The 26,095-nt window shown below is 55.5% G+C and carries 22 protein-coding genes; 15 read left to right on the top strand and 7 right to left on the bottom strand.

Annotation, left to right across the window (positions count from 1 at the left end):
• Both ABNS66_RS14175 and ABNS66_RS14170 read right to left on the bottom strand, forming a co-directional pair.
• On the bottom strand, positions 1-2,754 hold a 2,754-nt coding region (locus ABNS66_RS14175), incomplete at its 3' end, for an insulinase family protein (protein WP_348655362.1).
• A gap of 46 nt (positions 2,755-2,800) precedes the next feature.
• Positions 2,801-3,646 (bottom strand): glutaminyl-peptide cyclotransferase, encoded by an 846-nt coding sequence (locus tag ABNS66_RS14170; protein ID WP_286837058.1) that lies wholly within the window; start codon positions 3,644-3,646, stop codon positions 2,801-2,803.
• Positions 3,647-3,758: 112 nt separating this feature from the next.
• On the opposite strand from ABNS66_RS14170, the gene ABNS66_RS14165 reads away from it, so the two are divergent.
• Entirely contained in the window at positions 3,759-4,277 is a 519-nt protein-coding gene (locus ABNS66_RS14165; RefSeq protein WP_286837059.1) for a nuclear transport factor 2 family protein, read from the top strand.
• 32 nt (positions 4,278-4,309) lie between these two features.
• On the opposite strand, the gene ABNS66_RS14160 is transcribed toward ABNS66_RS14165, so the two are convergent.
• Both ABNS66_RS14160 and mnmC read right to left on the bottom strand, forming a co-directional pair.
• Complete coding sequence (locus ABNS66_RS14160; protein WP_286837061.1) at positions 4,310-4,810, bottom strand: nuclear transport factor 2 family protein; 501 nt, start codon at positions 4,808-4,810, stop codon at positions 4,310-4,312.
• Positions 4,811-4,846: 36 nt separating this feature from the next.
• Positions 4,847-6,880: a bifunctional tRNA (5-methylaminomethyl-2-thiouridine)(34)-methyltransferase MnmD/FAD-dependent 5-carboxymethylaminomethyl-2-thiouridine(34) oxidoreductase MnmC gene (gene mnmC / locus ABNS66_RS14155; protein ID WP_348655361.1), complete on the bottom strand. Its 2,034-nt coding sequence runs from the start codon at positions 6,878-6,880 to the stop codon at positions 4,847-4,849.
• A 19-nt stretch (positions 6,881-6,899) separates the two neighbouring features.
• Here mnmC and ABNS66_RS14150 point away from each other — a divergent pair, with 19 nt between their 5' ends.
• The 13 genes from ABNS66_RS14150 (at position 6,900) to ABNS66_RS14090 (ending at position 23,248) form a co-directional block, all read left to right on the top strand.
• Positions 6,900-8,540 carry a peptide ABC transporter substrate-binding protein gene (locus tag ABNS66_RS14150; RefSeq protein WP_348655360.1) on the top strand — a complete coding sequence of 547 codons (1,641 nt, stop codon included), beginning with the start codon at positions 6,900-6,902 and terminating at the stop codon, positions 8,538-8,540.
• Positions 8,541-9,488, top strand: coding sequence for an ABC transporter permease (locus ABNS66_RS14145; RefSeq protein WP_286839374.1), 948 nt, complete (start codon positions 8,541-8,543; stop codon positions 9,486-9,488).
• A 1-nt stretch (position 9,489) separates the two neighbouring features.
• A complete protein-coding gene (locus tag ABNS66_RS14140) occupies positions 9,490-10,785 on the top strand; it encodes an ABC transporter permease (protein ID WP_286839372.1) in 1,296 nt (431 codons plus the stop codon).
• Positions 10,782-11,759, top strand: coding sequence for an ABC transporter ATP-binding protein (locus ABNS66_RS14135; RefSeq protein WP_286839370.1), 978 nt, complete (start codon positions 10,782-10,784; stop codon positions 11,757-11,759). The genes ABNS66_RS14140 and ABNS66_RS14135 overlap by 4 nt, the downstream gene beginning before the upstream one ends.
• Entirely contained in the window at positions 11,752-12,720 is a 969-nt protein-coding gene (locus tag ABNS66_RS14130; protein WP_286839369.1) for an ABC transporter ATP-binding protein, read from the top strand. The genes ABNS66_RS14135 and ABNS66_RS14130 overlap by 8 nt, the downstream gene beginning before the upstream one ends.
• A 69-nt stretch (positions 12,721-12,789) precedes the next feature.
• Complete coding sequence (locus ABNS66_RS14125; protein ID WP_204995524.1) at positions 12,790-13,284, top strand: hypothetical protein; 495 nt, start codon at positions 12,790-12,792, stop codon at positions 13,282-13,284.
• A gap of 92 nt (positions 13,285-13,376) precedes the next feature.
• Entirely contained in the window at positions 13,377-15,077 is a 1,701-nt protein-coding gene (locus ABNS66_RS14120) for an AMP-binding protein (protein ID WP_286839368.1), read from the top strand.
• Between the two features lie 70 nt (positions 15,078-15,147).
• The gene (hrpA, locus tag ABNS66_RS14115) at positions 15,148-19,044 is read left to right on the top strand and encodes an ATP-dependent RNA helicase HrpA (protein WP_286839367.1); all 3,897 of its coding nucleotides are present in this window, start codon (positions 15,148-15,150) and stop codon (positions 19,042-19,044) included.
• Positions 19,045-19,149: 105 nt separating this feature from the next.
• The gene (locus ABNS66_RS14110; RefSeq protein ID WP_286839379.1) at positions 19,150-19,956 is read left to right on the top strand and encodes a DUF692 domain-containing protein; all 807 of its coding nucleotides are present in this window, start codon (positions 19,150-19,152) and stop codon (positions 19,954-19,956) included.
• Entirely contained in the window at positions 19,956-20,711 is a 756-nt protein-coding gene (locus tag ABNS66_RS14105) for a putative DNA-binding domain-containing protein (RefSeq protein ID WP_286839365.1), read from the top strand. The genes ABNS66_RS14110 and ABNS66_RS14105 overlap by 1 nt, the downstream gene beginning before the upstream one ends.
• Positions 20,712-20,778: 67 nt before the next feature.
• Positions 20,779-21,498: a VacJ family lipoprotein gene (locus tag ABNS66_RS14100; RefSeq protein WP_286839364.1), complete on the top strand. Its 720-nt coding sequence runs from the start codon at positions 20,779-20,781 to the stop codon at positions 21,496-21,498.
• A 73-nt stretch (positions 21,499-21,571) separates the two neighbouring features.
• Positions 21,572-22,753 carry a fused response regulator/phosphatase gene (locus tag ABNS66_RS14095; protein ID WP_204995520.1) on the top strand — a complete coding sequence of 394 codons (1,182 nt, stop codon included), beginning with the start codon at positions 21,572-21,574 and terminating at the stop codon, positions 22,751-22,753.
• Positions 22,754-22,759: 6 nt separating this feature from the next.
• The gene (locus ABNS66_RS14090) at positions 22,760-23,248 is read left to right on the top strand and encodes an STAS domain-containing protein (RefSeq protein ID WP_204995519.1); all 489 of its coding nucleotides are present in this window, start codon (positions 22,760-22,762) and stop codon (positions 23,246-23,248) included.
• Between the two features lie 10 nt (positions 23,249-23,258).
• On the opposite strand, the gene ABNS66_RS14085 is transcribed toward ABNS66_RS14090, so the two are convergent.
• From ABNS66_RS14085 to dusA, 3 genes are read right to left on the bottom strand one after another with little or no spacing between them, the layout of a single operon-like run.
• Positions 23,259-23,720, bottom strand: a complete 462-nt coding sequence (locus ABNS66_RS14085; RefSeq protein ID WP_204995518.1) for a TerB family tellurite resistance protein — start codon at positions 23,718-23,720, stop codon at positions 23,259-23,261.
• Positions 23,713-24,669 carry a transaldolase gene (tal, locus tag ABNS66_RS14080; RefSeq protein WP_286839362.1) on the bottom strand — a complete coding sequence of 319 codons (957 nt, stop codon included), beginning with the start codon at positions 24,667-24,669 and terminating at the stop codon, positions 23,713-23,715. Before tal ends, ABNS66_RS14085 begins: the two co-directional genes overlap by 8 nt.
• A gap of 13 nt (positions 24,670-24,682) precedes the next feature.
• Positions 24,683-25,735 (bottom strand): tRNA dihydrouridine(20/20a) synthase DusA, encoded by a 1,053-nt coding sequence (dusA, locus tag ABNS66_RS14075; RefSeq protein WP_286839361.1) that lies wholly within the window; start codon positions 25,733-25,735, stop codon positions 24,683-24,685.
• Between the two features lie 123 nt (positions 25,736-25,858).
• On the opposite strand from dusA, the gene ABNS66_RS14070 reads away from it, so the two are divergent.
• Positions 25,859-26,095 (top strand): glutamate--tRNA ligase family protein (locus tag ABNS66_RS14070; RefSeq protein WP_348655359.1); only part of this gene is annotated, 237 nt, incomplete at its 3' end.

Raw genomic sequence — 26,095 nt, 5'->3', positions numbered from 1 at the left:
GCGGCCAAAAATACGGCTGTGACGCTCCCGCTTTGCCTCGCCGGCGGGCGAGCCGGGTTTGTCGATATTGCTGACAACGCCCAGTATCGCTTGCTCCAGGGCGTCGCTGCTCACAGGTGTGTCCAGCATCCAATCAATGGCTTGGCTGAAATCGTTTAGCGTTTCTTGCAAGCGTGGGTCGCGGTAGGAATAAAAGCGGAAGGCCGCAATATTGGAGTCTTGCGATGCGCCGCCGCCATAGGCGCCGCCCTGTTCGCGAATGCTGCGATGCAAGATGCCGTTGCGAAGATACACAGCCAGCACGCTCAATATCGCGGCGTCCGGATGGCCCGAGGGAACGGTGGGGTAGGCGCTGGCGCAGAAGTTGACCTGGGAGTTAGCAGACCAAAATTCACGGCGTGCTTCACGGCAGGTGTCGGTGTGCAATAGCGCGTTGCCATCGCCCTGGAAATTATCCCAAACCGATGCCAGCGCTGAGCGATGAGCATTGAACCCCTGTTCTTCAGCAACGACCAACAGCTGCCGGTTGGCAGAGAGCACTTTCTGGTGAATGGCCGCTAATCCCTCAGCCAAGGCGGCTTTGCCGCTCGCTGTCTCAGCCGCATCGCTCAGCTGTCGAAGCTGCAGAATGCCATCTAAACCGGACATCTTTTGACTAATTCTTGCAACGGGGCTCATCCCCGAAGAGGCCGCTGCCATGGCCAGCGCGTGCCCGTTTCCGGTGATTGAAGACTCTCGTCGCGCCTTCATGTGGGCGAGCATATCGTAGATTCGTTCATGTTCGTCAAAGCGTACCTGCTCCAGTGTGTCGCGCATGAGCGTTGCTTGCGCCTGGCAATTACGTAGCAAGGCCTTCGACGACAGTACTAAGTACGCCTGCTGCTGCTGTTCATCGTTTATGCCGCCGCGCATACTGGTGTAAGCCGAGATGCCGCCACAAATAGCGGCTTGGTGGGCTTGCACCTCTATGTAGCTGCGCTCGCCCAGGCCGAGCTCGGTGACGGTTTGGGTGTAGAGGGGGAGTAAGCCGAGCTCGTCATCGCTGAGATGCGGCATTTCGATTAACAACTGCTGGTAAATCAAACCATTGGTGCCGCGGTTGTAATAGCAGTAGGGCAGGTTGCCGAAATGTGCGTCGGTATAGGGCAGCTCGGGGAGGTCTTGGGCGACATCTGCCAAGCCGACTCGGGGCAAGATGCTCTCGTCTTCTTGCAGGGTTTGTCGCTCAGCCAAGGCTTCTGCCTGATCGATAATCGCCTGCTTCTCTGCGTCGCTGAGCGAGGCTTGGATTGTGGCTAACCGGTGTTGTTCAGCGTCTTCGGCGCGCTGTTGATACTGTTGGTCAGGACTGAAAACCAGGGTGACGCGATGAGGGTTATCAATTAGCTGCTGCAGCAAGCGGGGAAGATAATCCGCATCAGCGATTTTCTCACGCAGGCGCGCAAGCGCTGGGTCTAGGTCCAAGACATCAACGGGGTTGCCGCGGTGGGTGGCCGCTCCCAAACTATTCAAAATCAGTTGCAGGCCATAGGGGTAGCCGTCGCCACTGATCTCTCGTTGTTGTAGCTCCAGCTGGTGAAGGACTGATTCAACTTTGTCGGTGTCGACGCCCTCCTTGACCAAGCCGCGGAGGGTGTCGAGCACCAAGGCCTCTACGGCATCGCGGTGCTCGACCTCACTGCCTTCCAGTCCGCAGGCAAACACCATCTCACGCATTGAGTCCTCTAAACCACACATCGGCGAGGGGGAGCTCCCCAGGTCGCTGGTTTCAAGCGCATGCAGCAGTGGACTGGAGCTGTTATCCAATAATATTCCGGCAAGAAGTTGCGCCTCTAGCAGGCTATCAAGGTCGGTACTATTGCCCAGTAGCCAGGACAACACGATATGGGTCTTACCCTTGGGGTCTTCCGCCGCTGGCAGCGGGTAGGACTCTTGCACGCGAATTGGGGCGTGGTAGCGTTTTTCATCCGCCACTGCAATGTGCTTATCCAGGGCGGTAAAGCGCTTGAGGGCCAATTCTTCAAAGCGTGCTTGGTGCTCGGCGGCAGAAATATCGCCGTAGGTCATAAAAATGGCGTTGCTGGGGTGGTAATGGCTTTCGTAAAAGCCCTTTAGCTCTTCGTAGCTGAGGTCTGGAATGGCCTCCGGGTCGCCGCCGCTGTTGTGGTGATAGGTGGCGGTGGGAAATAAATACTTACACAGCGTGTGCCAGAGCCTGCTTGGTATCGAGCTCATGGCCCCCTTCATTTCATTGAAAACCACACCTTTAAATTGAAGTGCGGAGTCGGGATTGCCGCGTTCGCTAAACTCTAACCGATGACCCTCTTGGGCGAAATCTAAGGGGTGCAGGCGTGAGAAGAAAACGGCATCTAAATACACCTGTAACAGGTTATCAAAGTCTTTCCGGTTGCTGCTGGCAAAGGGGTAGGCTGTCCAGTCGGAACTGGTAAACGCATTCATAAAGCTGTTCAGCGAGCGACGAATCATCATAAAAAACGGGTCGCGCACCGGGTATTTTTCGCTGCCACACAGCGCCGTGTGTTCCAGGATATGAGCGACGCCCTTCGAATCGTTAGGGACGGTGCGCAGTGCCACAAGGAACACATTTTCTTTATTGTCAGCGTCAATATGGTAGTGGCTGGCGCCGGTTTCTATGTGCCGGTATTCGCAAAGGGTGACGCCGAGTGCGTCGATTGATTTACTGCTGAGCAATTCAAAAGCAGGGTGGGCGGCACGTGGTTGGGTAGCAGTCATAGAATCCTGTCTTGAGCGATTAAACGTTTCAGGGAGACTAGCATTTTTAGCCGGCTTTTGCGGCGCTTTTTGCCGTCTCCAATACTGGAAGCGTAAAGCGAATTCGGTAGATTTTGGGCCAGAGTTTACCAGTCACCAGCCAGGTATCGTCGCGGGCATCATAGGCGATACCGTTGAGCACCGCTTCCTGATGGAGGCCCTCTGGAATGAGTGCACTCAAGTCTAGTTGTGAAACGACTTCGCCTGAGCGCGCATCAATGACAAGGAGGTAGGGCTGCTTCCATTGGTTGGCGAGGATATAGTCGCCATGGCACTCCAATTCGTTGAGGTGCTGATAGTTACCGGCTCCGGTAATGGTGAGGGTGTCCACCAATGAGAAGTCGCTGGTTCGGCGCCATTGTATTTCGTCGCTGCCGTCAGACATTGCAAATAAGTCGCGGCGCGAGTGATAGCAAATACCCCAACCCTGACCCTTGTATGCGTGACGGCGCAGTAGCGCAAACCGCTCGGGGTCTATCTCCAGTAATTGGCCAGCGCGCCATGTGAGCAGGTAAAGTCTGCCTCTGTGGAAGGTTAAGCCCTCTGCGAATAGCGATTTGTCCAGGGTGACGCCCCGCAGGGTTTCAGTGCTTTCTTCAGGGGGAGTACTCCCTTCTGGGGCAGTACTCCCTTCTGGAAAGGGGCGTGCAATCACTTTCGAGTGGCCATATAGACCGCTGCTCTCAAAAAGCTGGCCGTGAAACAGTTCCAGCCCCTGGGTGAAGAGCGCTGTTGAATGAGGGTAGTGCCCCACAACGTCGTAAGGAAGCGTATTAGCAGCCGCGCGCAGTGGCAGTGCGACGACCACAAGAGCGATAAGCGTGTGTAAGTGGTACATCACTATTGTCAGCATTCAATGTGTTTGCAGAATCTCCTACTATGCCATTTCGCTGGTAGCCGCGCACCACTGACGTGCAGATGACGGGCACCGTGGCTAAGCAAGGATTTGGAGGGCACTCAGGGCGATGAACAACGACGATATTCTCTGGCACTTGTCAGCGAAGGAAGCCATTCGCGACTTGGTACTGCGCTACTGCCGGGCCATCGACCGCAAAGACTACGCCGCATTGGCAGAGCTCTATCACCCTGATGCTACTGAAGACCACGGGGCCATGTTCCGCGGCGCAGCGAGTGATTATTTTCAGTGGTTGCCAGAGCAATTATCCCAGATGACTTTGACGGCGCACGCGGTAACGAATCACCTGATTGTGGTTGACGGCGATCGCGCCGAGGGCGAAGTGTATTGCCAGGCTTACCACCGTTACCCCGGTGCCTCGGGCGATGAAGAGCTGCTGGTGGGTGGGCGGTACTTGGACCGTTATATTCACTGTGACGGCCGGTGGCAGTTCAGCCACCGCGAAATTGTCACCGACTGGAATGAATGTCGCCCTAGCCGTTGTGACTTTTCAGGCCCCATGTTTGCCGGTACGGCCCAAGGGGCTGAGTTGTCTCGCGATCCATCCGCGGCTTGGTTTGTTAAATGAGCCGCTAGGCTTTGTTCTCCAAGACGAACATCCTATAAGGAGGGCATTGTGCTTCCGGTGTAGGTAACGCGGGCGTGATCACCAGAGAAATCAATCATCTCAACAGCCGCCACGGTGAAGCGGCTCGCTGATATCTTCCACTCTCCATCGACACGTTGGTATTCATCGTCGTAGTGTCCAGACAGCTGAATGCGCGTTTTATCCTGGGTGTTGATGCTCAGAAAACGCAGGCCGATGTGCCCCGTTGCCTGGTCTTCCGAGAGGATGCGGATAACGGGGTTTTGGGCGTGGTGCATGTCGATAATGTGGGCGTGGCAGCCAAGTTCTTCAAAGACGTTTACAAAGGCTTCACGGCTGTCAAAGCGCCCGATATGGCCGAAGTCGATGTCGATCTTTCCCGCAACAAAGCAGTTACTAACGTCCTCGGGTTGCTTGGCATCACAGGCATTTAGGTAGCGGTATTTCAGTGCGGAAATTGCTGAAATATCCTCGAGTTCGCGCAGACGTTTTTCCAGGGCAGTGTAGTCGCTCACGCAGGCTCCTATCATGTGTTGGTAGTTGGGGGCAGCCTAGCGTTTACTGCGCATTAAGTCACGAATGATAAAACGTGCGGGCGACAAACTTTCGCACAACTGCTTGGGCAGTGGCCGACTCTCATTACATAGATAGGCAGCAAGCAGTTCGGCGGCGAGCGGGGTCGACGTAAGGCCCCGCGAGCCGTGGGCGACATTCACATAGCAATTGCGCACATAGCGCCCGGGCTGATCGATGGCGCGGCGAGCATCTTTGCGCAACGCGGCGTAATCATTGTCGAAGGCTTCAATATCGGGCAGGGCGCCAACGATAGGCGCGTAATCCGGGCTGGCGCAGCGCAGCGCGGCGCGGCCGCCAATCGCTTCGCTGCCGGGCTTTAGCAGCTTCGGACTAAGGCCGGCGAGTGTGTTGAGGTTATAGGCGTGGTCCTCAGCCGTTACCTCACTGTTGGCGTTGTGAAGATCAAAGCTCGCGCCAATGCAGAGTTGTTGCTTATGTTCAGGGGCGACATAGCCTTTGTGGCACACCACGCACCGGGGTGGGGTCTGAACATCCTGCTGTCGAAAATAACTAATTTGACCCCGAATTTTACGCAGCGGTAAGAACGCGCTCTGTGAAAACTGTGTTGCGTCGTGGCTATTGGCAATAACGACGGCATCACCCTCAGCAATTGGATGTTGCCCGCTGCCAATGATCTGCCAGTGGTCTCCGTGGTCAAGCAGCGACAGTGCCTCACTGTTGGTCAGTAGCGCAATGTTGGGGTGAGCAATGCGTTCTTTGCAAACACTCGGCGGCGACAGCCAGCCCGCGGCGGGATAGAAGATACCGTCTTGGCGAATATCAATACCGCTTAATGCAGAGGCTCGATCACGATCCACAAATTGCAGCCAGTGGTGTTCGGCCAATTGTTGCTGCAAGCGCTTAAACAGCGCCGCCTCGCGTGGCGAATTGGCGAGTTGAAGAACACCACAAAACTCACCATCAATGGCATCGGAATTGCTTGCAATACGATGGTAGTGGTGAAGCGCATAGAGGAAGCTGTGCAGAGTAAACACGTTGAGCAAGCCGGGTTCCGGCGATAATTTGGTGTAGAGCATACCCTGGGGGTTGCCGGATGCCTCCTCGGCAGGGTTGGCGCGGCGCTCGATAAGGGTGACCCTGAGCCCTCGTTCTGCCAGTGCGCGGGCGGTGGTGCAGCCAGCTAAACCGGCACCAACCACCACCACTGAGTGCACGCTTGCGGTCGCGGCAGGCTGATGCCACGGCAGGGGGCTCGGCGGCAAAGCGGGCTCGGTGTCGGGCTGCGCGGCAGAAAAGTGCCCGACAAGCATGTCGCGTTTGCGGCCAAAGCCCTTGGCTTTGGTCACGGTAAAACCGCGCTCACGCAGACCACGTTTGACTATGCCAGCAGCGGTAAAGGTCGCAAAGCTTGCATTGGGCTTGCTCAAGCGAGCCATGGCGTCAAAAAGGCTCGCTTGCCACATGCCCGGGTTGGCAGAGGGGGCAAAGCCGTCTAAAAACCATGCGTCAACGGGGCGCGGTGACGAGTCGGGGTGACTGCCAATACTGTCAATCAATGCGGGCAGGGTGTCGGCAATATCGCCAAACAGCAGGTCTATGTGCGGCCCTCTCTCACCGAGTGAACGGCGATGGTGTCCAGGTATCAAAGGGGGATAATTGTGCTGTAGAATCGCCGCCAATGACGCTAGGCTTGGCCAGTGCTGATGGGCTTTGGCAAGGTCGCCACTGTTCAGCGGGTGCTTTTCGCAGGAAATATAGTGCAGGGTCCAAGAGTCGGGCGCACATTGTTGCCATAATTGCCAGGCCAGTAAAAAGTTGAGGCCGGTACCAAAGCCGGTTTCGCAGATGGTAAAGCGTCCGGGTTTATTGGCATCTAGGGCTCTCCAGCGTTCTGCCAGCTGGTTGCCGTCAAGAAAAACATAGCGGCTTTCGGCGCTGCCATCATCGCGGGAAAAATATACATCACCGAAGTCGCTGGCGCAGGGAACACCGTCTTGCCAGTTGAGCTCGGCAGGTTGGAGATAATAAGGATTGTTGTGGTCGTTCAATGACAGGCCTGTAAACGCTATGAGAGAGGCAACAGGTATTGTAACAGGCAAAATTGCGTCGGCTGTAATGCTGATTGTATTTGCTGTCGTGGGGATACTCCCAGGCCTGCCCGCGCAGGCTGGCGCCGTCGACCCAGAGTCAAAAAGTATTACGCTGGCCCTCGCGACTGAACCGCCCACTTTGCACAGTGCGAGAGCGACAGATACGATCGCGAGCTTCGTTATCTCTCATATGATGGAGGGGCTGCTGCGCTACGGCGAAAACGGTGAGCTGGTGGGCGGGGTGGCCGAACGTTGGCAAATCGACGAAAACGGGGCGCGGTTTTGGCTGCGCGAGAATGCGACGTGGAGTGACGGCCAGGCGGTTACCGCTCAGGATTTTGTTTTTGCATGGCAATATGCCCTGCGCCCGGAAACCGCCTCCCAGTATGCGTTTATCTTTTATCCGATTAAAGGTGCTCGTGCCGTAAACGAAGGCCTTGCGCCGCCGGATTCACTGGGTGTACGGGCTGTCTCCAGCACCGAGTTGCATGTCGAGTTTGCCCAGCCCTGTCCCTACTTCCTAAGCCTTACGGCCTTCATGAGTTATATGCCGCTGCGCCAGGACCTTGTAGAGCACTGGGGGCGCCGTTATGCCGCTGACGCCGACAAAATGCTCTACAACGGGCCTTTTACCCTGACCAAATGGGTGCACGGCGCGCATTTAACCTTGGAGAAAAATCCGCATTACTGGGACAAGTCGTCGCTGCAGATCTCACGCATCGACATGCCCTATATCACCGCAGACCCTGGTGCGCAGTTTAATTTGTTTCGAGATGGGCAGATTGCACTCGCCAATTTAGATACCGGCTTGTTGGATGAGGCGGTTAAGCGCGGCTATGACATTCAGCATTTTCACAGTGGCTCGCTGTTCTTTCTGGAGTTTAATTTTCGCGCAGGCAGGATTACAGCGAATAGAAACTTCCGAAAGGCGATTCAGTATCTGTTGGACCCAGATGTACTCGTCAATAAAGTGATCGGCCTGCCGGGTGTACTGCCGGCGTATTCCCTGTTTCCGGTCACAGTGCGTGGCCAGCGACAGGCTTTTCGTCAGGAATATCCGGTGAGGAGACTGCGGCAAGACTTGGCCATGGCGCGCCAGTATCTGGCGCAAGCGAAAAGGGAGCTCGGCCTTGAGGCTTTCCCACCGCTTATGCTGCTTGCCGGAGACAGCCCTCGCGCTGTACAGGAGGCCGAGTACTACCAGTACCTCCTCAAGCGCGGCCTGGGCCTGGACCTGCGTATTGATCAGCAGGTATTCAAGCAGCGCATAGAAAAGATGCGCCGCGGCGATTTTGACATAGTGGTTGCCGCCTGGGGGCCTGATTACGACGATATTATGACCTTTGCCGATTTGTTTGCCTCGTGGAATGACAATAATCGTGGTCGGTACAGTCACCCGGAATATGATCGCTTGGTGCGCGTTGCTCAAGGCAGCGCCAGTGCTTCCCAACGATTTGCCGCGATGGCTGCCCTGCAGGATTTGGTGGTTGATGATGTCCCCATTTTGCCCACCTACGAGAATGCCATGCTGTATGTTCAGCACCCTCAGTTAAAGGGCGTTCGTCGTTCAGTGTTTGGCGGTGACCCCAATTTTCGCGATGCCTGGATTGAGCCCTGAATGATGATCAAGTTTGTATTGCATCGGCTCCTATGGGGCGCGATAACGGTTTGGTTTATTGCAACGGCGACGTTCTTTGCCATGCACGCAGTTCCGGGTGACCCATTGATCCAGGACAAAGCGATGTCGCCGGCAGTTCGCGCGCAGTTGGAAGCGCGTTACGGGCTAGATAAGCCACTCAGCCAGCAGTACTTCACCTTCATGGGCTATATGATAAACGGCGACTTCGGTATCTCCTTTACTCAGGAAAATCGCCGTGTGAACGACATAATACGGGAGCATTTTCCGGTGTCGGCAACCTTGGGGCTTGCGGCCATTGCTATTGCGTTAGTGGGCGGGGTTTTGGCAGGCAGCATCGCCGCGCATTACCGCGGCCAGTGGCCTGATAAGTTAGTAATGTTCATGGTGGTTGCAGCGATTTCTGTGCCGGGGTTTGTGATAGCCGGTTTGGCTCAATTGATTATCGTCAAGCTCAACGCCGCGGCCGAGAGCACGGTGTTGCCGGTGGCGGGGTGGGGAGGTGTCAGCCATGTTTGGGTCCCGGCTCTGGTACTGGGGCTGGGCACTTTGGCATATTTAAGCCGCTTGAGCCGCGCGGCGATGCTCGAGGTACTAAGCAGTGACTATATATTGGCTGCGCGAGCGCGCGGTATCAGTGGTGTATCACTCTTCTTTCGCTATCAGCTGCGCAATGCCCTGTTACCGGTAGTGACTGAACTCGGTCCAGCGGTTGCTGCGATAACGACGGGCGGGTTTGTGGTTGAGCTGATTTTTGCCATACCCGGCTTGGGACGCTATTTCGTGCAGGCCGTGCAACAGCTGGACTACACCGTCATTATGGGAACCACGGTATTTTATGGCGCCTTTCTGGTGGTCATTGTCGTGCTTGTCGACATCAGTTACGGTCTGATAGACCCTCGCATCCGTTTGTCAGCGGGGCGCAGCTAACATGCGCATTCCCGTATTTCGTTTTGCGCCGTGGCAGCCGCCGGTACTTCCAGATGCAGAGTGCGCGGCGCCCCCGTCATGGCGGTGGAGCCCCAGCTTATTAGCGGCCGCAGGCACGGCGATGGCGATGCTGCTTTTTGTGCTCCTTGGCCCGTTAGTGTGGCAGCAGGATCCGAGCCAGCAATGGTTGTCGCAGGTGTCCAGTGGACCAACATCGGGGATATACGCAAGGGTGGTCGGCCCCATATCAACAAAGGGAGTTGGTAACGTCAGCCGCTTGACGGTGCTGGAGAGTAATACCGAACGGGTGCAGCTCGCCTGGCCCGAGGTGGTCTCGGTTGAGCGCTTTCGTCTTTATCGAGCTAAACAGCATCAATCGGGTAAAGGCCTGCCGCTGTGGCAGGGTAGGGGCCGGTCGTATACCGATGAATTGCAATTGCGGCGTCAGATCTATCGTTACACCCTGGTCGATGCCGACACAGGGATGATGCTGTTTTCAACCGAGACACGCCCTGAGCCAGCAATTTCGGTATTTGAAGCCCAGTTGCAGGAACTGATACCTGCCTCTGCGACGGTTTATCCCGAGTACCTTAGATTGCCTGCTCACCCTCTGGGTACCGATGCCTTGGGCCGCGACATCCTGGCGAGGCTGATGGCTGGCGGGCGAAGCTCGTTGTTTGTGGGGATTGTGGCGCCGCTATTGTTTATCAGTTTCGGTGCGATCTTTGGCGGTTTGGCGGGCTATATTGGCGGTAAATTTGACCAATTTGCCATGCGCTCGGCGGATTTTGTCGTCGCACTGCCGTTCTTGCTTTTCATGATTTTACTGCGTATTGCCTTCGGGATTGGTCCCGGTGAGGACGGCATTTTGCCACTCATTTTGGCGATGTTACTGCTTAGCTGGCCGAGCAGTGCGCGGCTTATTCGCGGCCAAGTGCTGGCCCTGCGCAGCCAGCCATTTATCGACTCGGCGCGACTCTCGGGCGTTACTACTTGGGGGATTTTCCGGCGACATATTTTTCCAAATGTGTTGCCGGTGTTGATGGTGGCATTCAGTTTTGCCATACCCCAGGCGATTTTTACTGAGGCCTTTCTTTCATTTATTGGTATGGGGGTGTCGCCACCAAGCACGTCTTGGGGGGCAATGTGTAACGATGGTATCAAAACACTTTTGTCCCACCCCGGGCAGCTATTGTGGCCGGCCGCAATGATCAGTATTTCGGTATTGGCGTTTAATATTCTCGGTGACGCATTGCGTGACACTGCCGATAAACGCAGCGGCGGGGTGGGGCAATGAGCGTCGTCGCCATAGAGCATTTACAACTCGCACTCAGCGGCAACCAGGTGTTGAGAGAGGTGTCCTTCAGTCTGGAGGAGGGAGAATGCCGAGCGCTTGTCGGCGAGTCTGGCAGCGGCAAGTCGTTAACCGCCATGTGTTTACTCGGTTTGGCACCGCCCAATGCGGTGCTCAATGCCGAGCAGTTCAGTGTAATGGGGCAGCCACTGCCGGCTCAGGGGCATCGCGATTGGCGAGGGTGGCGTGGGCGGCGCATCGCCATGATATTTCAAAACCCGATGACCGCATTAAGCCCCACGCGAACGATCGGAGCGCAGCTGTCTGAGTGCTTTCGCTTGCACCGCAATATGGACCGTCGACAGGCGCGTGCCGAATCTGCGGTACTTCTTGAGCGCTTGGCGATTCCGCGTGCCGAGCAGCGCCTATCTCAATACCCCTTTGAGTTTTCGGGTGGCATGTTGCAGCGGGTGATGATAGCGCTGGCGGTTGCTTGTCGACCGAAACTATTGATCGCCGACGAGCCGACCACCGCACTGGATGTGACGGTTCAGGCCGAAGTGTTGGCACTGTTGCGTGAATTACAGCACGAGCAGGGCACCAGTCTACTGTTTATCAGTCATGATCTGGGGGTGGTGGCCAATATTGCTGACACCGTATCAGTGATGTACGCCGGTGAAACCGTGGAGTCGGCCTCTGTAGCAAGTTTGTTACGCCACCCTGCGCACCCCTACAGTGAGGCCTTGCAGGCAGCAATGCCGCGTTTGCATAGCAGGGAAATTACGGTTGCCATTCCGGGTTCACCGCCTGATATGCGCGGCACTATTCACGGTTGTGCCTTTGCACCGCGCTGCAAACATCGTATGGCTATTTGTGAGGATTCGCCGCCGTTGCTGATCTCACCGCGAGGTGCGGGCGTGCGCTGTTGGCGCTGGCACCCGGACTACCCCGAACGCTGGAGGCTGCAGCATGACTGAACCATTGCTCGCCTTGCACCAGGTCAGTTGTCATTTTCAGCGCAGTAATGAGGATCTTGCCGCTGTCGATGGGGTGAGTTTATCCATCCGCGCTGGCGAAGTGCTGGGGCTAGTGGGCGAAAGCGGCTCCGGTAAGTCCACCCTGGGGCGTATCATTGCCGGCCTGCAACGGCCTTCCCACGGCACTCTGCGATTCAACGGAGCGGTTTTACCTGAGAAGCTCCAGCGCCGCCGCGCGGGGCAGATACAAATGGTTTTTCAGGACAGCTACGCGAGTCTCAACCCCCGCATGACCATCGGCGACAGTTTGTCCGAGCCACTACTGGCTCGCGGTGAGCGTCGCAGTGTGATTCACCAGCGGCAGGGGTATTGGCTGGAGCGAGTCGGCCTTGGCGCACGATTTGCCCAGCGCTATCCCCATGAACTGTCCGGCGGGCAGCGCCAGCGGGTGGGCATTGCCAGGGCCTTTTTGTGTGAGCCGCAGCTGGTGGTTTGCGACGAGGCGGTGTCGGCGCTGGATGTGTCGGTGCAAGCGCAAATATTGGCGCTGTTGAGGGAGATTCAGAGCGACCTCGGTACCGCAATGGTATTTATCACCCACGACCTGGCGGTGCTTGGCGGCTTGGCTGACCGCATTGCGGTGATGTACCTCGGCGAACTACTTGAGCTAGCGCCCTGTTGGCAGCTGCTGAATACCCCGGCGCACCCCTATACTCAGCAATTGCTGGCTGCTCACCCCGAGCCGACGCTCGATCGCAACAAGGTACAACTGATCGCCCCGCGGACCACAGAACTGCCCCTGCCGTTAAGTACCGATGTCGGCTGCCGCTTCGCCGACCGTTGCCCCTACGCCCTCGAATCATGTCGACAGACCCCACCCTGGCTTAAAGTGCAGGCTGAGGGCAGGGCCGTGGCCTGTCACCGCAGTGACGATATTGCCGGGGCAGCACCCGCGGGCTGAGGCTGGTGTGAAGGGGTGTCTTGCATTAGCATGCTGTCGCCAGAAAATGACGTATCAGGAATAACAACAATGAATGTAAATATTGAGACCCCCGCGCTGATGTTATTGGCATCCTCGCTGATTAAACAGTGCATCATTGATGGGCAGCGCAGCGACGGAAAGCGTTTCTTTCGCGCCTTGGAGGCGGGTAAGGCGGTATTGCTGAACGATGTGAAACTTGAAGACGGGTCGGTCCTGCGCGTCAGTCTTGATATGAACTATGATGAGTTCCGCGGACAGTTAAACTTTAGTGCATTTCGCAATCAATTGATCATGCTCGTGGATAGCTACGCCCGCTTTCTAAAAACAGGCAATGCTCCCAGGGTGATGAGTGATCAAGAGGGGCAAGAACATGTTATTTTTGTGCCTGTCATCAGCGAAACAAAGGGGCAGATGAATGCGCTGGTACTGGGTGTAGACCAGCGCCAGGCGGGAAATTTGCGCTTTCGCCTGATGTTTGTGGACCCGGATCAGTTTGCGGCTGGCGAGTCGACTGGTGTTGACAGTGAACACAAATCTGGTTAGCTTGCCAAATTCACTTGAATAGGCGTCCGAGCCCTTGTGCCAACCGGCATGGGGAGGCACGTCGATAACAAAAATATAGCTAGGGGGCGACCTTGTCTGAGCAGCAACAGCAAATTGCAGAAACGATTAACGCGGCGAGATCACGCATTGGCCTATCCAATGACGTCGATCTGCAAGAGTTCCCGAATTTGGTCGGTATGTTTGACCACTGCGTCAATCAATACGCGGCGAACCCGGCTGTCAGCTGCTTGGGGCACACATTAAGCTACGCAGATCTCGATCGCTTGTCTGCGCAGTTTGCCTGTTACCTGCAAGAGCACAGCGGTTTGCAAGCAGGCGATCGCATTGCGATTCAAATGCCTAATATTTTGCAGTACCCGGTTGTACTGTTCGGTGCGCTGCGTGCCGGTATGATCGTGGTGAATACCAACCCCCTTTACAGCGAGCGCGAACTCAAGCACCAATTGAACGACTCCGGTGCAAAGGCCATCGTCGTATTGGCAAACATTGCTGAAACAGCGGCCGCAGTAGTTGGTGATACTGGCGTGGGTACAGTTATCGTTACTGAAGTGGCCGACCTTCATCCACCAGTGAAGCGGACGTTGATTAACAGCGTACTTAAGTATGTACGCAAAGAAGTCCCCTCGGTTAAATTCAAGAACTCCATTAGCTTCCGTAAAGCCCTAGCCAAAGGCAGTAGCAAGCAATATCAAAAGGCTGCGCCGGACCTGGAAGCATTGGCGCTGCTGCAATATACCGGCGGTACCACCGGGGTATCTAAAGGCGCAATGATTAGCCACAGAAACCTGATGGCTAACGTATTGCAGAGCCGAGAGAACTTCTCCAGTTATGGCTTGGTGAGTGGCGGCGAAACCTTTATCGCGCCGCTGCCGCTGTACCACATCTACTCCTTCATGCTGACGTTTGTTGTCATGATGCAGGGTAACCACTCAATTTTGATTCCCAATCCGCGTGAGCTGGACAGCGTTATTAAAGAGATGAAACGCTGGAAATGGACGGGAATGAGCGGTATCAACACGCTGTTTGTTCAGCTTTGTAAACACCCGGAATTTGCCAGCTTGGACTTCTCCGGCCTCAAGGTCACCCTGTCTGGCGGGATGGCGCTGACTGCCGGTGCCGCGAAAACCTGGAAGGAAATGACCGGCGCGGAGATCTACGAGGGTTACGGTTTGACCGAAACCTCACCAGTGGTATCGATCAACCCAGGTGGTGCCAACCAAATTGGTACCATCGGCCTGCCGCTGCCGGGTACCGAAGTGCGTTTGGTTGACGACGACGGCAACGACGTGGGTATCGGCGAGCGCGGCGAACTTTGCGTGCGTGGCCCGCAGGTCATGATGGGTTACTGGCAGCGCCCGGACGAAACTGAGAAGACCATTAAAGATGGTTGGCTGCTGACTGGCGATGTCGCGGTGGTGAAGGAAGATGGCTACCTGAAAATTGTCGATCGCAAGAAAGACATGATCTTGGTGTCGGGTTTCAACGTTTACCCCAACGAGATCGAGGATGTGCTTAGCTCGCATCCAAATATTGCTGAGTGTGCGGCGATTGGCGTGCCTGATGAAAAATCCGGTGAAGCCGTTAAGATTTTCGTTGCGCCCAAGCATGGCGAGCTTGACGAGAAAGAGTTGAAGGACTTTTTGCGCGAGCGTCTTACCGGCTATAAAATGCCGCGCTATATCGAAGTTCGTGACGAACTGCCCAAAACGAACGTTGGTAAAGTACTTCGCCGCACTCTGCGAGACGAAGAGCTTGCCAAGCGCGCCAGCTGATTTTTACGCTGGAAAACGCAAGGGCGCCCATGTGGCGCCCTTTTTATTTTAAGGTCCTAGTCTAGCGCTCATGTCCGGCCATAATTGGAATCTCCTCGCTGACAAACTCGGCGACAGCTACCGCCCCGATCACTATCGATTGCGACGTCGTTTGCAACAACTGCAGCGACGAGAGCGAGACGGGCAAGCTGTCGGCGACGCCTATGTCAAACTTGAGGAGAGCATCAACGCCTCCGCTGAGCGACTGCTCTCCCGGCAGCGCGCCGTACCGGCGGTGAGTTTCCCCGAGGCATTGCCAGTCAGTCAGCGTATTGACGATATTCGAGCAGCAATCGATAAACACCAGGTTGTGGTGATTGCCGGCGAGACGGGCTCGGGTAAAACCACGCAGCTGCCGAAGTTGTGTCTGGAAATGGGCCGCGGGGTCAATGGGCAGATCGCCCACACCCAACCTCGTCGTCTTGCGGCGCGCACGGTGGCTCAGCGAATTGCAGATGAATTGAATACGCCGTTGGGTGATGCCGTGGGTTATCAGGTGCGTTTTCAGGAGCAAAGCACCCCGAATACCTATATAAAGTTGATGACCGACGGGATCCTGCTCGCTGCAATCGCCAACGACCGTTATTTGAGCAATTACGACACGATCATCATCGATGAGGCCCATGAACGCAGCCTCAATATCGATTTTTTGCTGGGTTACCTGAAAACCCTGTTGCCTAAGCGCCCAGAGCTCAAACTGATTATTACCTCGGCAACCATTGATGTGGAGCGCTTTTCTCGCCACTTCGACAATGCCCCCGTCGTCGAGGTGTCCGGTCGCAGCTACCCGGTTGAATTTCGCTATCGCCCTTTGGAAGACATCAGCGCAGAGCAAGACCTGGGAGAAGGGGTAGAACAGGTATTGCGGGAGATGATCGACGAGGGCGAGCAACGCCATGGCGATACTCTGGTTTTTTTGAGTGGCGAACGGGAGATACGCGACGTCGCCAAACAATTGCGTCAAGCGCAACTGCCGGGTGCGGAGGTGTTGCCGCTGTATGCGCGGCTGAGCGCGGCGGAACAACAGCGCATTTTCGACCTTAAAGGGCGGCGTGGCTGGCGCGTGGTGTTGGCGACAAACGTGGCAGAAACCTCGCTGACGGTGCCAGGCATTCGCTATGTGATCGACGCAGGTACGGCGCGCGTGAGTCGCTACAGCGTTCGCAGTAAGGTACAACGCCTGCCCATTGAACCAGTGTCTCAAGCCAGTGCAAATCAGCGCGCGGGGCGCTGCGGGCGCGTGGCAGAAGGCATCGCTTATCGTCTGTACAGCAAGGAAGACTTTGAGCGCCGCCCGCTGTTTACCGAGCCGGAGATTCAACGTACTAACCTGGCGGCCGTTATCCTCCAGATGTTGCAGTTGGGTCTGGGTGATATCCGCAAGTTTCCCTTTGTCGACGCGCCGGATAACCGCTTAATTCGCGATGGCTTCGCCTTGCTGAGGGAACTCGGGGCCGTCGACGGGGAGCGCATGACGGCGCAGGGCAAGATGCTGGCGCGTTTTCCGGTAGATCCGCGTATAGCTCGGCTGATTATCGCCGGGGCAGAACAGCAGTGCCTGCGGGAAATACTGGTGATTGCCAGTGCCTTGAGTATTCAGGACCCACGCGACCGCCCGGCGGATAAACAGCAGGCGGCGGACGAAAAGCACCGGCGTTTTTGGCAGGAGGGGTCGGATTTCCTCGCCTTTGTAGCACTGTGGGAATACGCGGAGGAGCAGCGCCAACAACTCAGTGCGAATCAATGGCGCAAACTGTGTAAGAAGGAGTTTCTCAGCTGGACTCGCATGCGTGAATGGCGAGAGGTGCACCACCAGCTACTACTGATGTGCCGGCAGTTAAAGCTCGAGCAAAATAAGCAGCCAGCCGATTACCAAAACATTCATCGGGCGCTGTTGCCGGGCTTTCTCAGTCAAATTGCGAACCATGACGAAGGCAGGGAATACCTCGGCGCGCGCAATCGTAAACTGATGATTTTTCCGGGGTCGTCGCTGCGAAAGAAAACACCGAAGTGGATTGTTGCCGCTGAACTGGCAGAGACCAGTCAGCTCTTTGCTCGCTGTGTGGCAAAGATCGAGCCCGAGTGGGTGTTTGGTATCAACGACAGTTTGTTGAAGCGCAATTACGCCGAACCGCATTTCCACGCCCGTAGCGGGCGGGTAATGGCCTATGAACAAACCCTGCTTTACGGCTTGACCCTGCGCGACCGTCATCGCATTCACTTTGGCCCTATTGACGCCAAGCTGGCCAGGGAGGTCTTTATCCGCCAGGGCTTGGTTGAGGGGCGTTACCGAGGTGCGGCGGCATTTTTTGCCCACAACCAGGCCTTGCGCCGCGAGATACTCGACTTGGAAGACAAGGCGCGCCGGCGTGATATTTTGATCTCAGATGAGGAGATCTATGCGTTCTATGATGAGCGCCTGCCCGAGGGCATAACGACCGCCAGGCAACTGGAGTCCTGGCTGAAAAAATCCTCGGCGGATGCCACTCTTAAGATGGCTCGCTCACAGATGATGCGCAGCGAGGGTGGCGTTGACGAGGCGCAATTTCCCACCCAGTTGAGTTGTGGGGGTAAACAGCTGGCCTTGTCTTACCACTTTGAGCCGGGGCATCGCGATGACGGCGTCAATGTTTCCGTTCCGCTAGTATTGTTGCACAAGCTGCCGGAGGGGCGCTTCGAATGGCTTGTGCCAGGGTTATTGCGAGAAAAATGTATCGCCTTGGTTAAGGCGTTGCCAAAGGCCCAGCGCAAGCAATTGGTGCCGGTTCCTGACTACGTAGATCGGGCATTGGCCCGGCTAACGCCGAGTGACGAGCCTCTACTACCAGCATTAGCTGCCCGGCTGGAGCAGCTTAGCGACGCCAATATTGATTTAGCAGCATGGTCATCGGCGACCATAGATGACTACTACAAAATGAATGTGGTGGTACTCGACGACGGCGGCAAGCGGCTGGCGTCGGGGCGGGATATTGTTGCATTGAGGGCGCAGCTCGCTTCAGAGGTGCAAAAAAGTATCGCTGAAGAGAGCCAGGGTGGTTTTGAGGTGCGCCGCTATCAACAATGGGAGTTTGGCGAACTGCCTGTCGAGCATCGCTTCAAACAGGCGGGCGCGACCTTGACTGCGTTTCCCTGCTTGACGGATTCGGGGCAGGATGTGGAGCTCAGCTTGGCCGAAACGCTGGAGGAGGCGCAGAACAAGTCCTTGCGCGGCTGTTTGCGGCTGTTACTTCTGCGTTTGCCCGCCCAGTGCAAGAGTCTGCGCGCTAAGTTGTTTAAGGGGAATGCCCAACAGCTACAGTTCGCCGCCTGCGGACAACAACGCAAAGCGTGGATAGAGGCCTGTCTATTGGTGGCAGCGCGTCGAGCTTTTGCAGTTACTACGGATAATCTGCCGCGCGATCAACAGGCCTTTGATGCCCTATGGGAGTCGGGTCGTGCGGAATTTGTGCCTTGTGCCGAAGAGGTTGCAGCGTTGCTAGGCGATATTCTCGCGTCGCAGGCGCGAATCCGAAAGCAGCTGAAGAAGCTAAACAGCTTGAGCTGGATACACAGTATTAATGATATTCAGCGCCAGTTAGACGGCCTATTTGTCGACGACTTTATTTTTCAGGTGTCTACCGAGGCGCTTGGCCACTACCCGCGATACCTTGCTGCGATAGAGGAGCGGGTCAGTAAACTGGACGGCCACTATCAGCGGGATCGCCAGTCGACACTTGCCATTGAACCGCTACAGGAGCAGCTGGAAAACGCACTGGCTCGCGATCCCAAGTTGTGGCAGAAATCAGAAAAGCTCAGAGAATACCGCTGGCTGTTGGAAGAATTTCGCGTGTCGTTGTTCGCCCAGCGCTTGGGCACGGCGCAAACCGTATCGGAGAAACGCCTAAAGCAGCTTTGGCAAGCGTTAAAGAACGATGTAACAATTCGCTGAGTCATACGTCCTAATACAACAATAACGGGCGAAGAGGAGAGGGCCTTGCCTCAATATCACGTTCAGCAACAGTCAGCAATTCAACCGGGCTTAGCGGCAGATGCTGTGGGACTGGGCTTGCGACGCGGCATGCTCGATGCCTTCAGCGAGTTGCAGCCCGGCGATATCGACTTCTTCGAGGTCGCCCCCGAAAACTGGATTGACCTCGGCGGACGGTTTGGCAAGGCATTTGAAGCGCTGGCCGAAAAATTCCCGGTCACCCTGCACGGCTTGAGCTTAAACATCGGCGGTTTTGCGCCGCTCGACTACGCGTTGATCGACGATATCGCGGCATTCATCGACCGCTTCGATTGTCGCCTCTACAGCGAGCACCTGACCTACTGCGGCGACAGCGGCCACCTCTACGACCTGATGCCGATCCCCTTTACCGATGAGGCGGTTGCGCATGTTGCCGAGCGCGTAATTGAGGTGCAGCGGCGTCTCGGCCGAAAAATTTTACTGGAAAATGCCTCCTACTACGCCGCGCTTGATAGCCAGATGACCGAATCGCAGTTCATTACTGGCGTGCTCGAAGAGGCCGATTGTGGCCTATTGTTAGATGTGAATAATGTTTACGTTAACAGTGTGAACCACGGCTACGATGCCCGGCAATTCCTGCGCGAGTTACCGCTGGAGCGCGCCGCTTATATGCACATCGCCGGTCATTTTGACGAGGCTGATGACCTCAAAGTGGATACGCATGGTGCGCCCGTTATCGAGTCCGTGTGGCAGCTGCTTGGCGAGTGCTATGGGCGTTGCGGGTCTTTGCCGACATTGTTGGAGCGAGATTTTAACTTTCCACCAATGGCCGAGTTGCTCGATGAGGTATCGCGAATTCGCGATGTTCAGGCGACAGGGGAGGTAGGGCAGTAATGGACCCCTTTCAGCAACAGCAGCAGGCCTTCACCGCCTATTTGCGCGATCCGGAGTCTTGCCCAGCGCCTCAGGGCATCGAGCCTCGACGACTGGCCGTGTATCGTGACTTGTTCTACAAGAACATAGAGGGCTTCATCAGCGGTGGTTTTCCGGTTTGTCGCAGTATTTTTCCCGATGATCAGTGGCACGCCATGGTGCGGGACTTTATGAAAGTCCATCACTGCCAGAGCCCGTATTTTTTGCAAATTGCTGAGGAGTTTCTTCACTACCTTAGCAGTGCGCGCGACCACCCCGATGATCCGCCATTTTTACCGGCGCTGGCGCACTATGAGTGGGTGGAACTTGCTCTCGATACAGATACGGCCACGCTGCCGGCGAAACTGTCTGTGTCCACGCCCTTGGTCGATACCTGTTTGCGGAAGTCGTCCCTCGCCTGGAGCTTGAGTTACCCATACCCGGTGCATCGTATTTCCAAGGCCTATCAACCTCTCCACCCGCCGGGAGACATGACATATTTGGTGGTGTACCGGGACCGCAGCGACGCGGTGCGATTTATGGAAATTAATGCCGTCACCGCTCGCTTGTTAACACTGCTAGAAGGTGGAGCCTCGCCACGTGAGTGTTTGGCGAGTTTGGCTACGGAACTGGCGACAGAGGAAGGCCGCTTGGTTGACTTCGCTGAGAGCCTGCTACAACAGTTGCTGGAGGCGGATATTCTCTGCCTTGCAGAGCCTTCATTCGTTGGCGAATAACATCGCTGGTATTAATGTGGGCTTTAGGTATAGTGGGCGCAATACAACAGTAGGGAATACTATTCGCATGTTGCTGCATAGACTGCTCACCACGGTGATTTGTCTGTTCGCGCCGCTGTCTTTCGCCGCAGAATATGGCAATGATCCCCGCGACCCCTGGGAAGGCCTCAATCGCCACATTTTCGCCTTTAACGAGGGGGCGGATCGCTACGTCGCCAAACCGGTTGCCAAGGCTTACAAAGAGGTGACGCCGAGATTCATTGACCAGGGCATCGGCAATGTTTTTGACAACCTCGGTGAGGTGAAGAACTTCTTCAATGATGTCCTCCAGGGCGAGGGCAAAGACGCCATGGTTGATGCCGGGCGCTTTCTGATAAACACCACGGTGGGTGTGCTGGGCTTTTTTGATGTCGCGACCCATCTGGGACTGCCCCGCGAGTCAGAGGATTTTGGGCAAACTCTGGCTGTTTGGGGGGTAGAGCCCGGCCCCTTTCTAATGCTGCCTTTACTCGGTCCAAGTACCATTCGCGATGGCAGCAGCCGCTTTATCGATCGCTATACTTCACCGACCAGTGAGGTTGAGCCCTTTTCCGCTGAGTTGGGTTTGATGGCGCTGGATCTTGTGCAAGTACGTGCAAAATTATTGGGCTCCGATGAGCTGGTCAGCGGTGATAAGTACACCTTTCTTAAAGATGCCTATCTGCAGCGCCGTCAGTTCCTAATTAACGATGGCGAGTTCCAGGATAGCTTTGGCGACGAGGATTTTGAGTCCTTTGATTTTGAATAGCAGGGTAGCGGGATGTGAATCCTGCACAGGCACATGGCTTGCTCCGGTGGCGCCGTAAAGGTAAAACAGGCAGATGACCAGACCCTTACATCACCGGCTGCTGCTTGTTCAGCACCGCGATGACCTACACCGGCAACTGCGCGAAGCCCTAGAGGCCCTCGGCGTTATCGTGTTGAGTATCGACGACAGCACAGAGGCGCTGCGCTGTTTTCGGGAAGACGATATCGATATTGTGATGATTGATATCGATCTGCCGGACTGCCAAGGCATCACCTTGCTTGATGATATGGCTGCCGACCCCCGTGAGCTTCCCCTGATCTGTGTGTCCCGGCGCGAGAGTCTGGCCGATGTTCTCTCTGCTGTACGCCACGGCGCTACCGATTACCTCATGCTGCCGCCTGAAAGCGCTGATGTCATTCGCCATGCCATCAATCGCGCGGTGGAGCGCTGCGAACTAAAACGTGAAAACCTCGCTTATCGCCATAAATTAGAAGCGGCCAACCGCGAGTTATTGGAAAGTCTGACCCACCTTCAGCAAGATCAGCAGGCCGGTAAGCACGTTCAGCAATTGTTGTTGCCAGATACGCCTAAAGACATTGAAGGCTACCAGTTCTGCCACTTTATTTTGCCGTCTCTCTACCTGAGTGGCGACTTCGTTGACTATTTTCTCGTCGGCGATGATCGGGCGGTGTTCTTTGTTGCCGATGTGTCAGGCCACGGCGCCAGTTCCGCCTTCGTGACCGTATTTTTGAAAAACCTTTTCGCTCGCAAGCGCAGTGACTACCTTCATCGCGGTTCAACGGCAATACTGTCTCCCGCGAAAATGCTTGCCATAGCCAACCGTGAACTTCTTGAAATGGGTATCGGCAAGCATGTGACCATGTGTGTAGGGGTCTTTGACCTCAACTGCGATCAGCTCTGTTACGCGGTTGCGGGACACCTTCCGGCGCCGGTGCTGGCCTGTGACGGGCAGGCGGAATTTTTGCCCGAGCACGATATGCCCGTGGGGCTTTTTAGCGATGCGGCTTTTACCGATCACATGATCTGCTTTCCGAGTGGCGCCGTGCTGACACTGTTTTCCGATGGTATATTGGAGGTGTTACAACGCGACTCGCTAAAGGAGAAAGAAGAGGCGCTATTGGCACTACTAAGCGCTGGGCAGCGTTCGTCCAGTGAACTGGTAACGGCCTTCGACTTAAACAATATTGGTGATGCACCGGATGATATCGCCATCTTAGTCATTAGCAGGTTATAGGAAGTCATGCAGCCAGGTAAGATTTTGGTCGCAGAGCAAGATGGTGCTTTCGTCATTAAATTGGTTGGCGAAGTGCGTCTAACCCTTTGCACGACGATGGATGATTTTTTTGACGATATGCTAACCAGTAAAGGGTTTGCCAGTGTCGTTATTGATCTCGTTGATGCAACCAATATAGACAGCACCACCCTTGGCTTGCTCGCAAAACTGGCAATCAAAGCCAAGCAACGCTTTTCCTATGTGCCGGTTATTTTGTCTACCAATCCTGATATCACTCGCGTGCTGGATAGCATGGGGTTTGGTCGCGTTTTCTGTATTCGCCAAGAGCCAGTGGTAGACGACGAGGACCTGAATGAACTGCCGGTATTGCCCGACAGTGAAGATGCGGTTCGCGCCAAAGTGCTGGAGGCGCACCGCGTGCTCATGGGAATGAATGAGAGCAATCGGGCTAAGTTTCGCGAGCTTGTCACCCTGCTGGAAGGGCAGTGTTATTAAGCCTGCGGCATTACTTTTTTGCTGTTAGGCCAAGCGTTTCACAAACCATCAATTTTGCCCTGATAAAGTCCTTGTGGGGCAGGTAAATTAACTCTGAAATTTTACGAATGACGTGCTCTTCGTACTTGTCTATGTCGCCGTCTTCTGCCGCAACTTCCCACAGCGCCTTCACCAGCTGAAACTTCTCTGCGTTATTGCAATTGTCATTGATGTAGCGGGTAAAGGGGTAGAGGGAGGTGCTGTCTTGGGTCGACTCATGCGCCTTTTCCATAAAGGCTTCAATTTCGTCTGCACTAAGGTGAAAGTGCTGCACCAGCAGTTGGCGAATCTTCTCCACTTCTGCCGGCTCTTGCTTGTAGTCGGATTTGCTGACTTCTATCAACAGCGAGGCGGCTACCAATTCCATCGACAGCTCGTCGCTGCCATCGGCATTGGAGGCCTCGCCCAGCAAGTTTTTTATAAACTCAAACACCTTGCCAGCCTCTCAACAAATCCTCGAGTTTCCGTTGATCCGCGGCGAAGGCGCGAATCCCTTCTGCCAGCTTTTCTGTTGCCATGGCATCTTCATTCATGGCCCAGCGAAAGGATGATTCGCTAGAATCGAGCTTCTGTTGTGGTGCGAAGTCGGCGTCAGGGCTCAGGCGCTGTGGCAGCTGACCTTGCGTATTATCCAATTCTTCGAGCAGGGCAGGGCTGATTGTGAGTCGGTCACAACCCGCTAGCTCAGCAATTTCGCCGGTATTTCGAAAGCTCGCGCCCATCACAATGGTGCTGTAGCCATGCTGTTTGTAGTAGGCATAGATGCCCGCGACAGACTGCACGCCGGGATCTTGTGCCGGGCTTTCGGGGCTGTCGCCGCGGGCCACGTGCCAGTCGAGAATGCGGCCGACAAAGGGCGAGATCAATGTTGCACCTGCCTCGGCACATGCCGCCGCTTGTGCCAGGCTGAACAATAAGGTCAGGTTACATTCAATGCCGGCTTTTTCGAGCTCTGCGGCAGCTTGAATGCCTTCCCACGTCGAGGCGATCTTCACTAATAACTTGTCGCGCCCAACACCCGCTTCTTCGTATAACTTGACGATAGTCTTGGCTTGTTCGACGGTTGCGGCAGTATCGAAGGAGAGCCGAGCGTCCACTTCTGTGGAGACTTTTCCTGGTACCAGCTGACTAATTTCGCGGCCTATGGCAACGGCCAGGCGCGTGCTGGCAGCTTTAATTTGTTCGTCGTTGTTAGGGTCGGTAATGTTTTCGGCAACGATGCGGTCGATCAGCGCCTGATACTGAGGCAGCTGGGCGGCTTTGAGGATGAGTGAAGGGTTGGTGGTCGCATCTTGGGGGGAAAAGCGTTTGATTGCCTCGATGTCGCCGGTGTCGGCCACGACATCCGTCATCGCTGTAAGTTGTGCCAGTATACTGCTCATTAAATGAATCCTATCACCGTATCTTGATTTCGCTTTCCTGCAGGGTTTGGGCAGCACGTTGTTGCGCGTAGTCTTGCAGGCGTTGTTGCGCCGTTGTTGTCAGGGCCAGTGCTTCTTGCAGTACCTCCAGTCCAGCGTCATTCCGGTGCGCATGCTGACTGAGATGGCGGCGGAACTGGCGGGCTCCGGCCTGGCCATTAAAAATCCCGAGAATATGTCGCGTTATATGGTGGAGTCGAGTACCGCTTGCAAGTTCCTTTTCAATGTAGGGGTAGAGTGATTCGATAACATCTTGCCGGCTGCGCTGATTGGCTTCATCGGCATAGATACGTTCATCTACCTCCACCAGCTGGTAGGGGTTCTGGTAAATACTGCGCCCCAACATACTGCCATCGACATGTGACAAATGCGATAGCGCGTCGTCGATACTATCGATACCGCCATTGATAATGACCTCCAGCTTGGGAAAGTCATTTTTGAGCTGGTAAACCATATCGTAATTCAACGGCGGGATTTCCCGGTTTTCCTTGGGGCTTAAACCCTGTAGCCACGCTTTGCGGGCATGCACAATGATCGTGTTACAGCCTGCCTGATGAATTTGGTCAACAAAATCGTGCAGCGGCTCATAACCTTCCTGATCATCAATACCAATGCGGTGTTTCACGGTGACCGGCAAGTCGCTAGCATCAATCATCGCGGCGACGCAGTCTGCCACCAGGCTGGGGCGTGCCATTAAACACGCGCCAAAAAAGCCATTTTGAACACGGTCTGAGGGGCAGCCACAATTCAGATTCACCTCGTCGTAGCCCCATTGTTTGGCAAGCTTGACGGCCTTGGCTAAGTCGCTGGGATCGCTGCCGCCCAACTGCAAGGCGAGGGGCTGTTCCTCTGTGCTGAACTGCAAATGCCGGTGTTGGTCGCCGTGAAGCAGGGCGCCAGTGGTCACCATTTCTGTGTAGAGCACGGCGCGCCGACTCATTTTTCGCCAAAAAAAACGGCAGTGGCGGTCTGACCAGTCCAGCATTGGCGCTACGCAGAAGCGCCTGTCGAGGGTATTGTTGGGCATTCGCCAGGAAAACCTCCGGGGTAGGTGAATCTTATCGCCGCTGGCCCGTATAATGGCGCCTTTCATGTCGCAGCTTATGCGCGCGGCCAACGCTAATTGTATTGAAATGGTAAACAACTCTCCATGACTGTTCGCACTCGCATTGCGCCATCCCCCACTGGTGATCCACACGTCGGCACCGCATACATCGCCCTGTTTAACTACTGCTTTGCAAAAAGCCAAGGCGGCCAGTTTCTGCTGCGCATTGAAGACACTGACCAGCAGCGTTCGACGCCAGAGTCAGAACAGGCCATTTTAGACTCTCTGCGCTGGCTGGGCTTGGACTGGGATGAAGGGCCCGATGTGGGCGGACAAGCGGGG

The organism is uncultured Spongiibacter sp. (assembly GCF_964011655.1).
Taxonomy (GTDB): Bacteria; Pseudomonadota; Gammaproteobacteria; order Pseudomonadales; family Spongiibacteraceae; genus Spongiibacter; species Spongiibacter marinus.
The sequence above is the reverse complement of the archived record's forward strand: the minus strand, read 5'-3'. Positions and strand labels throughout refer to the sequence as shown.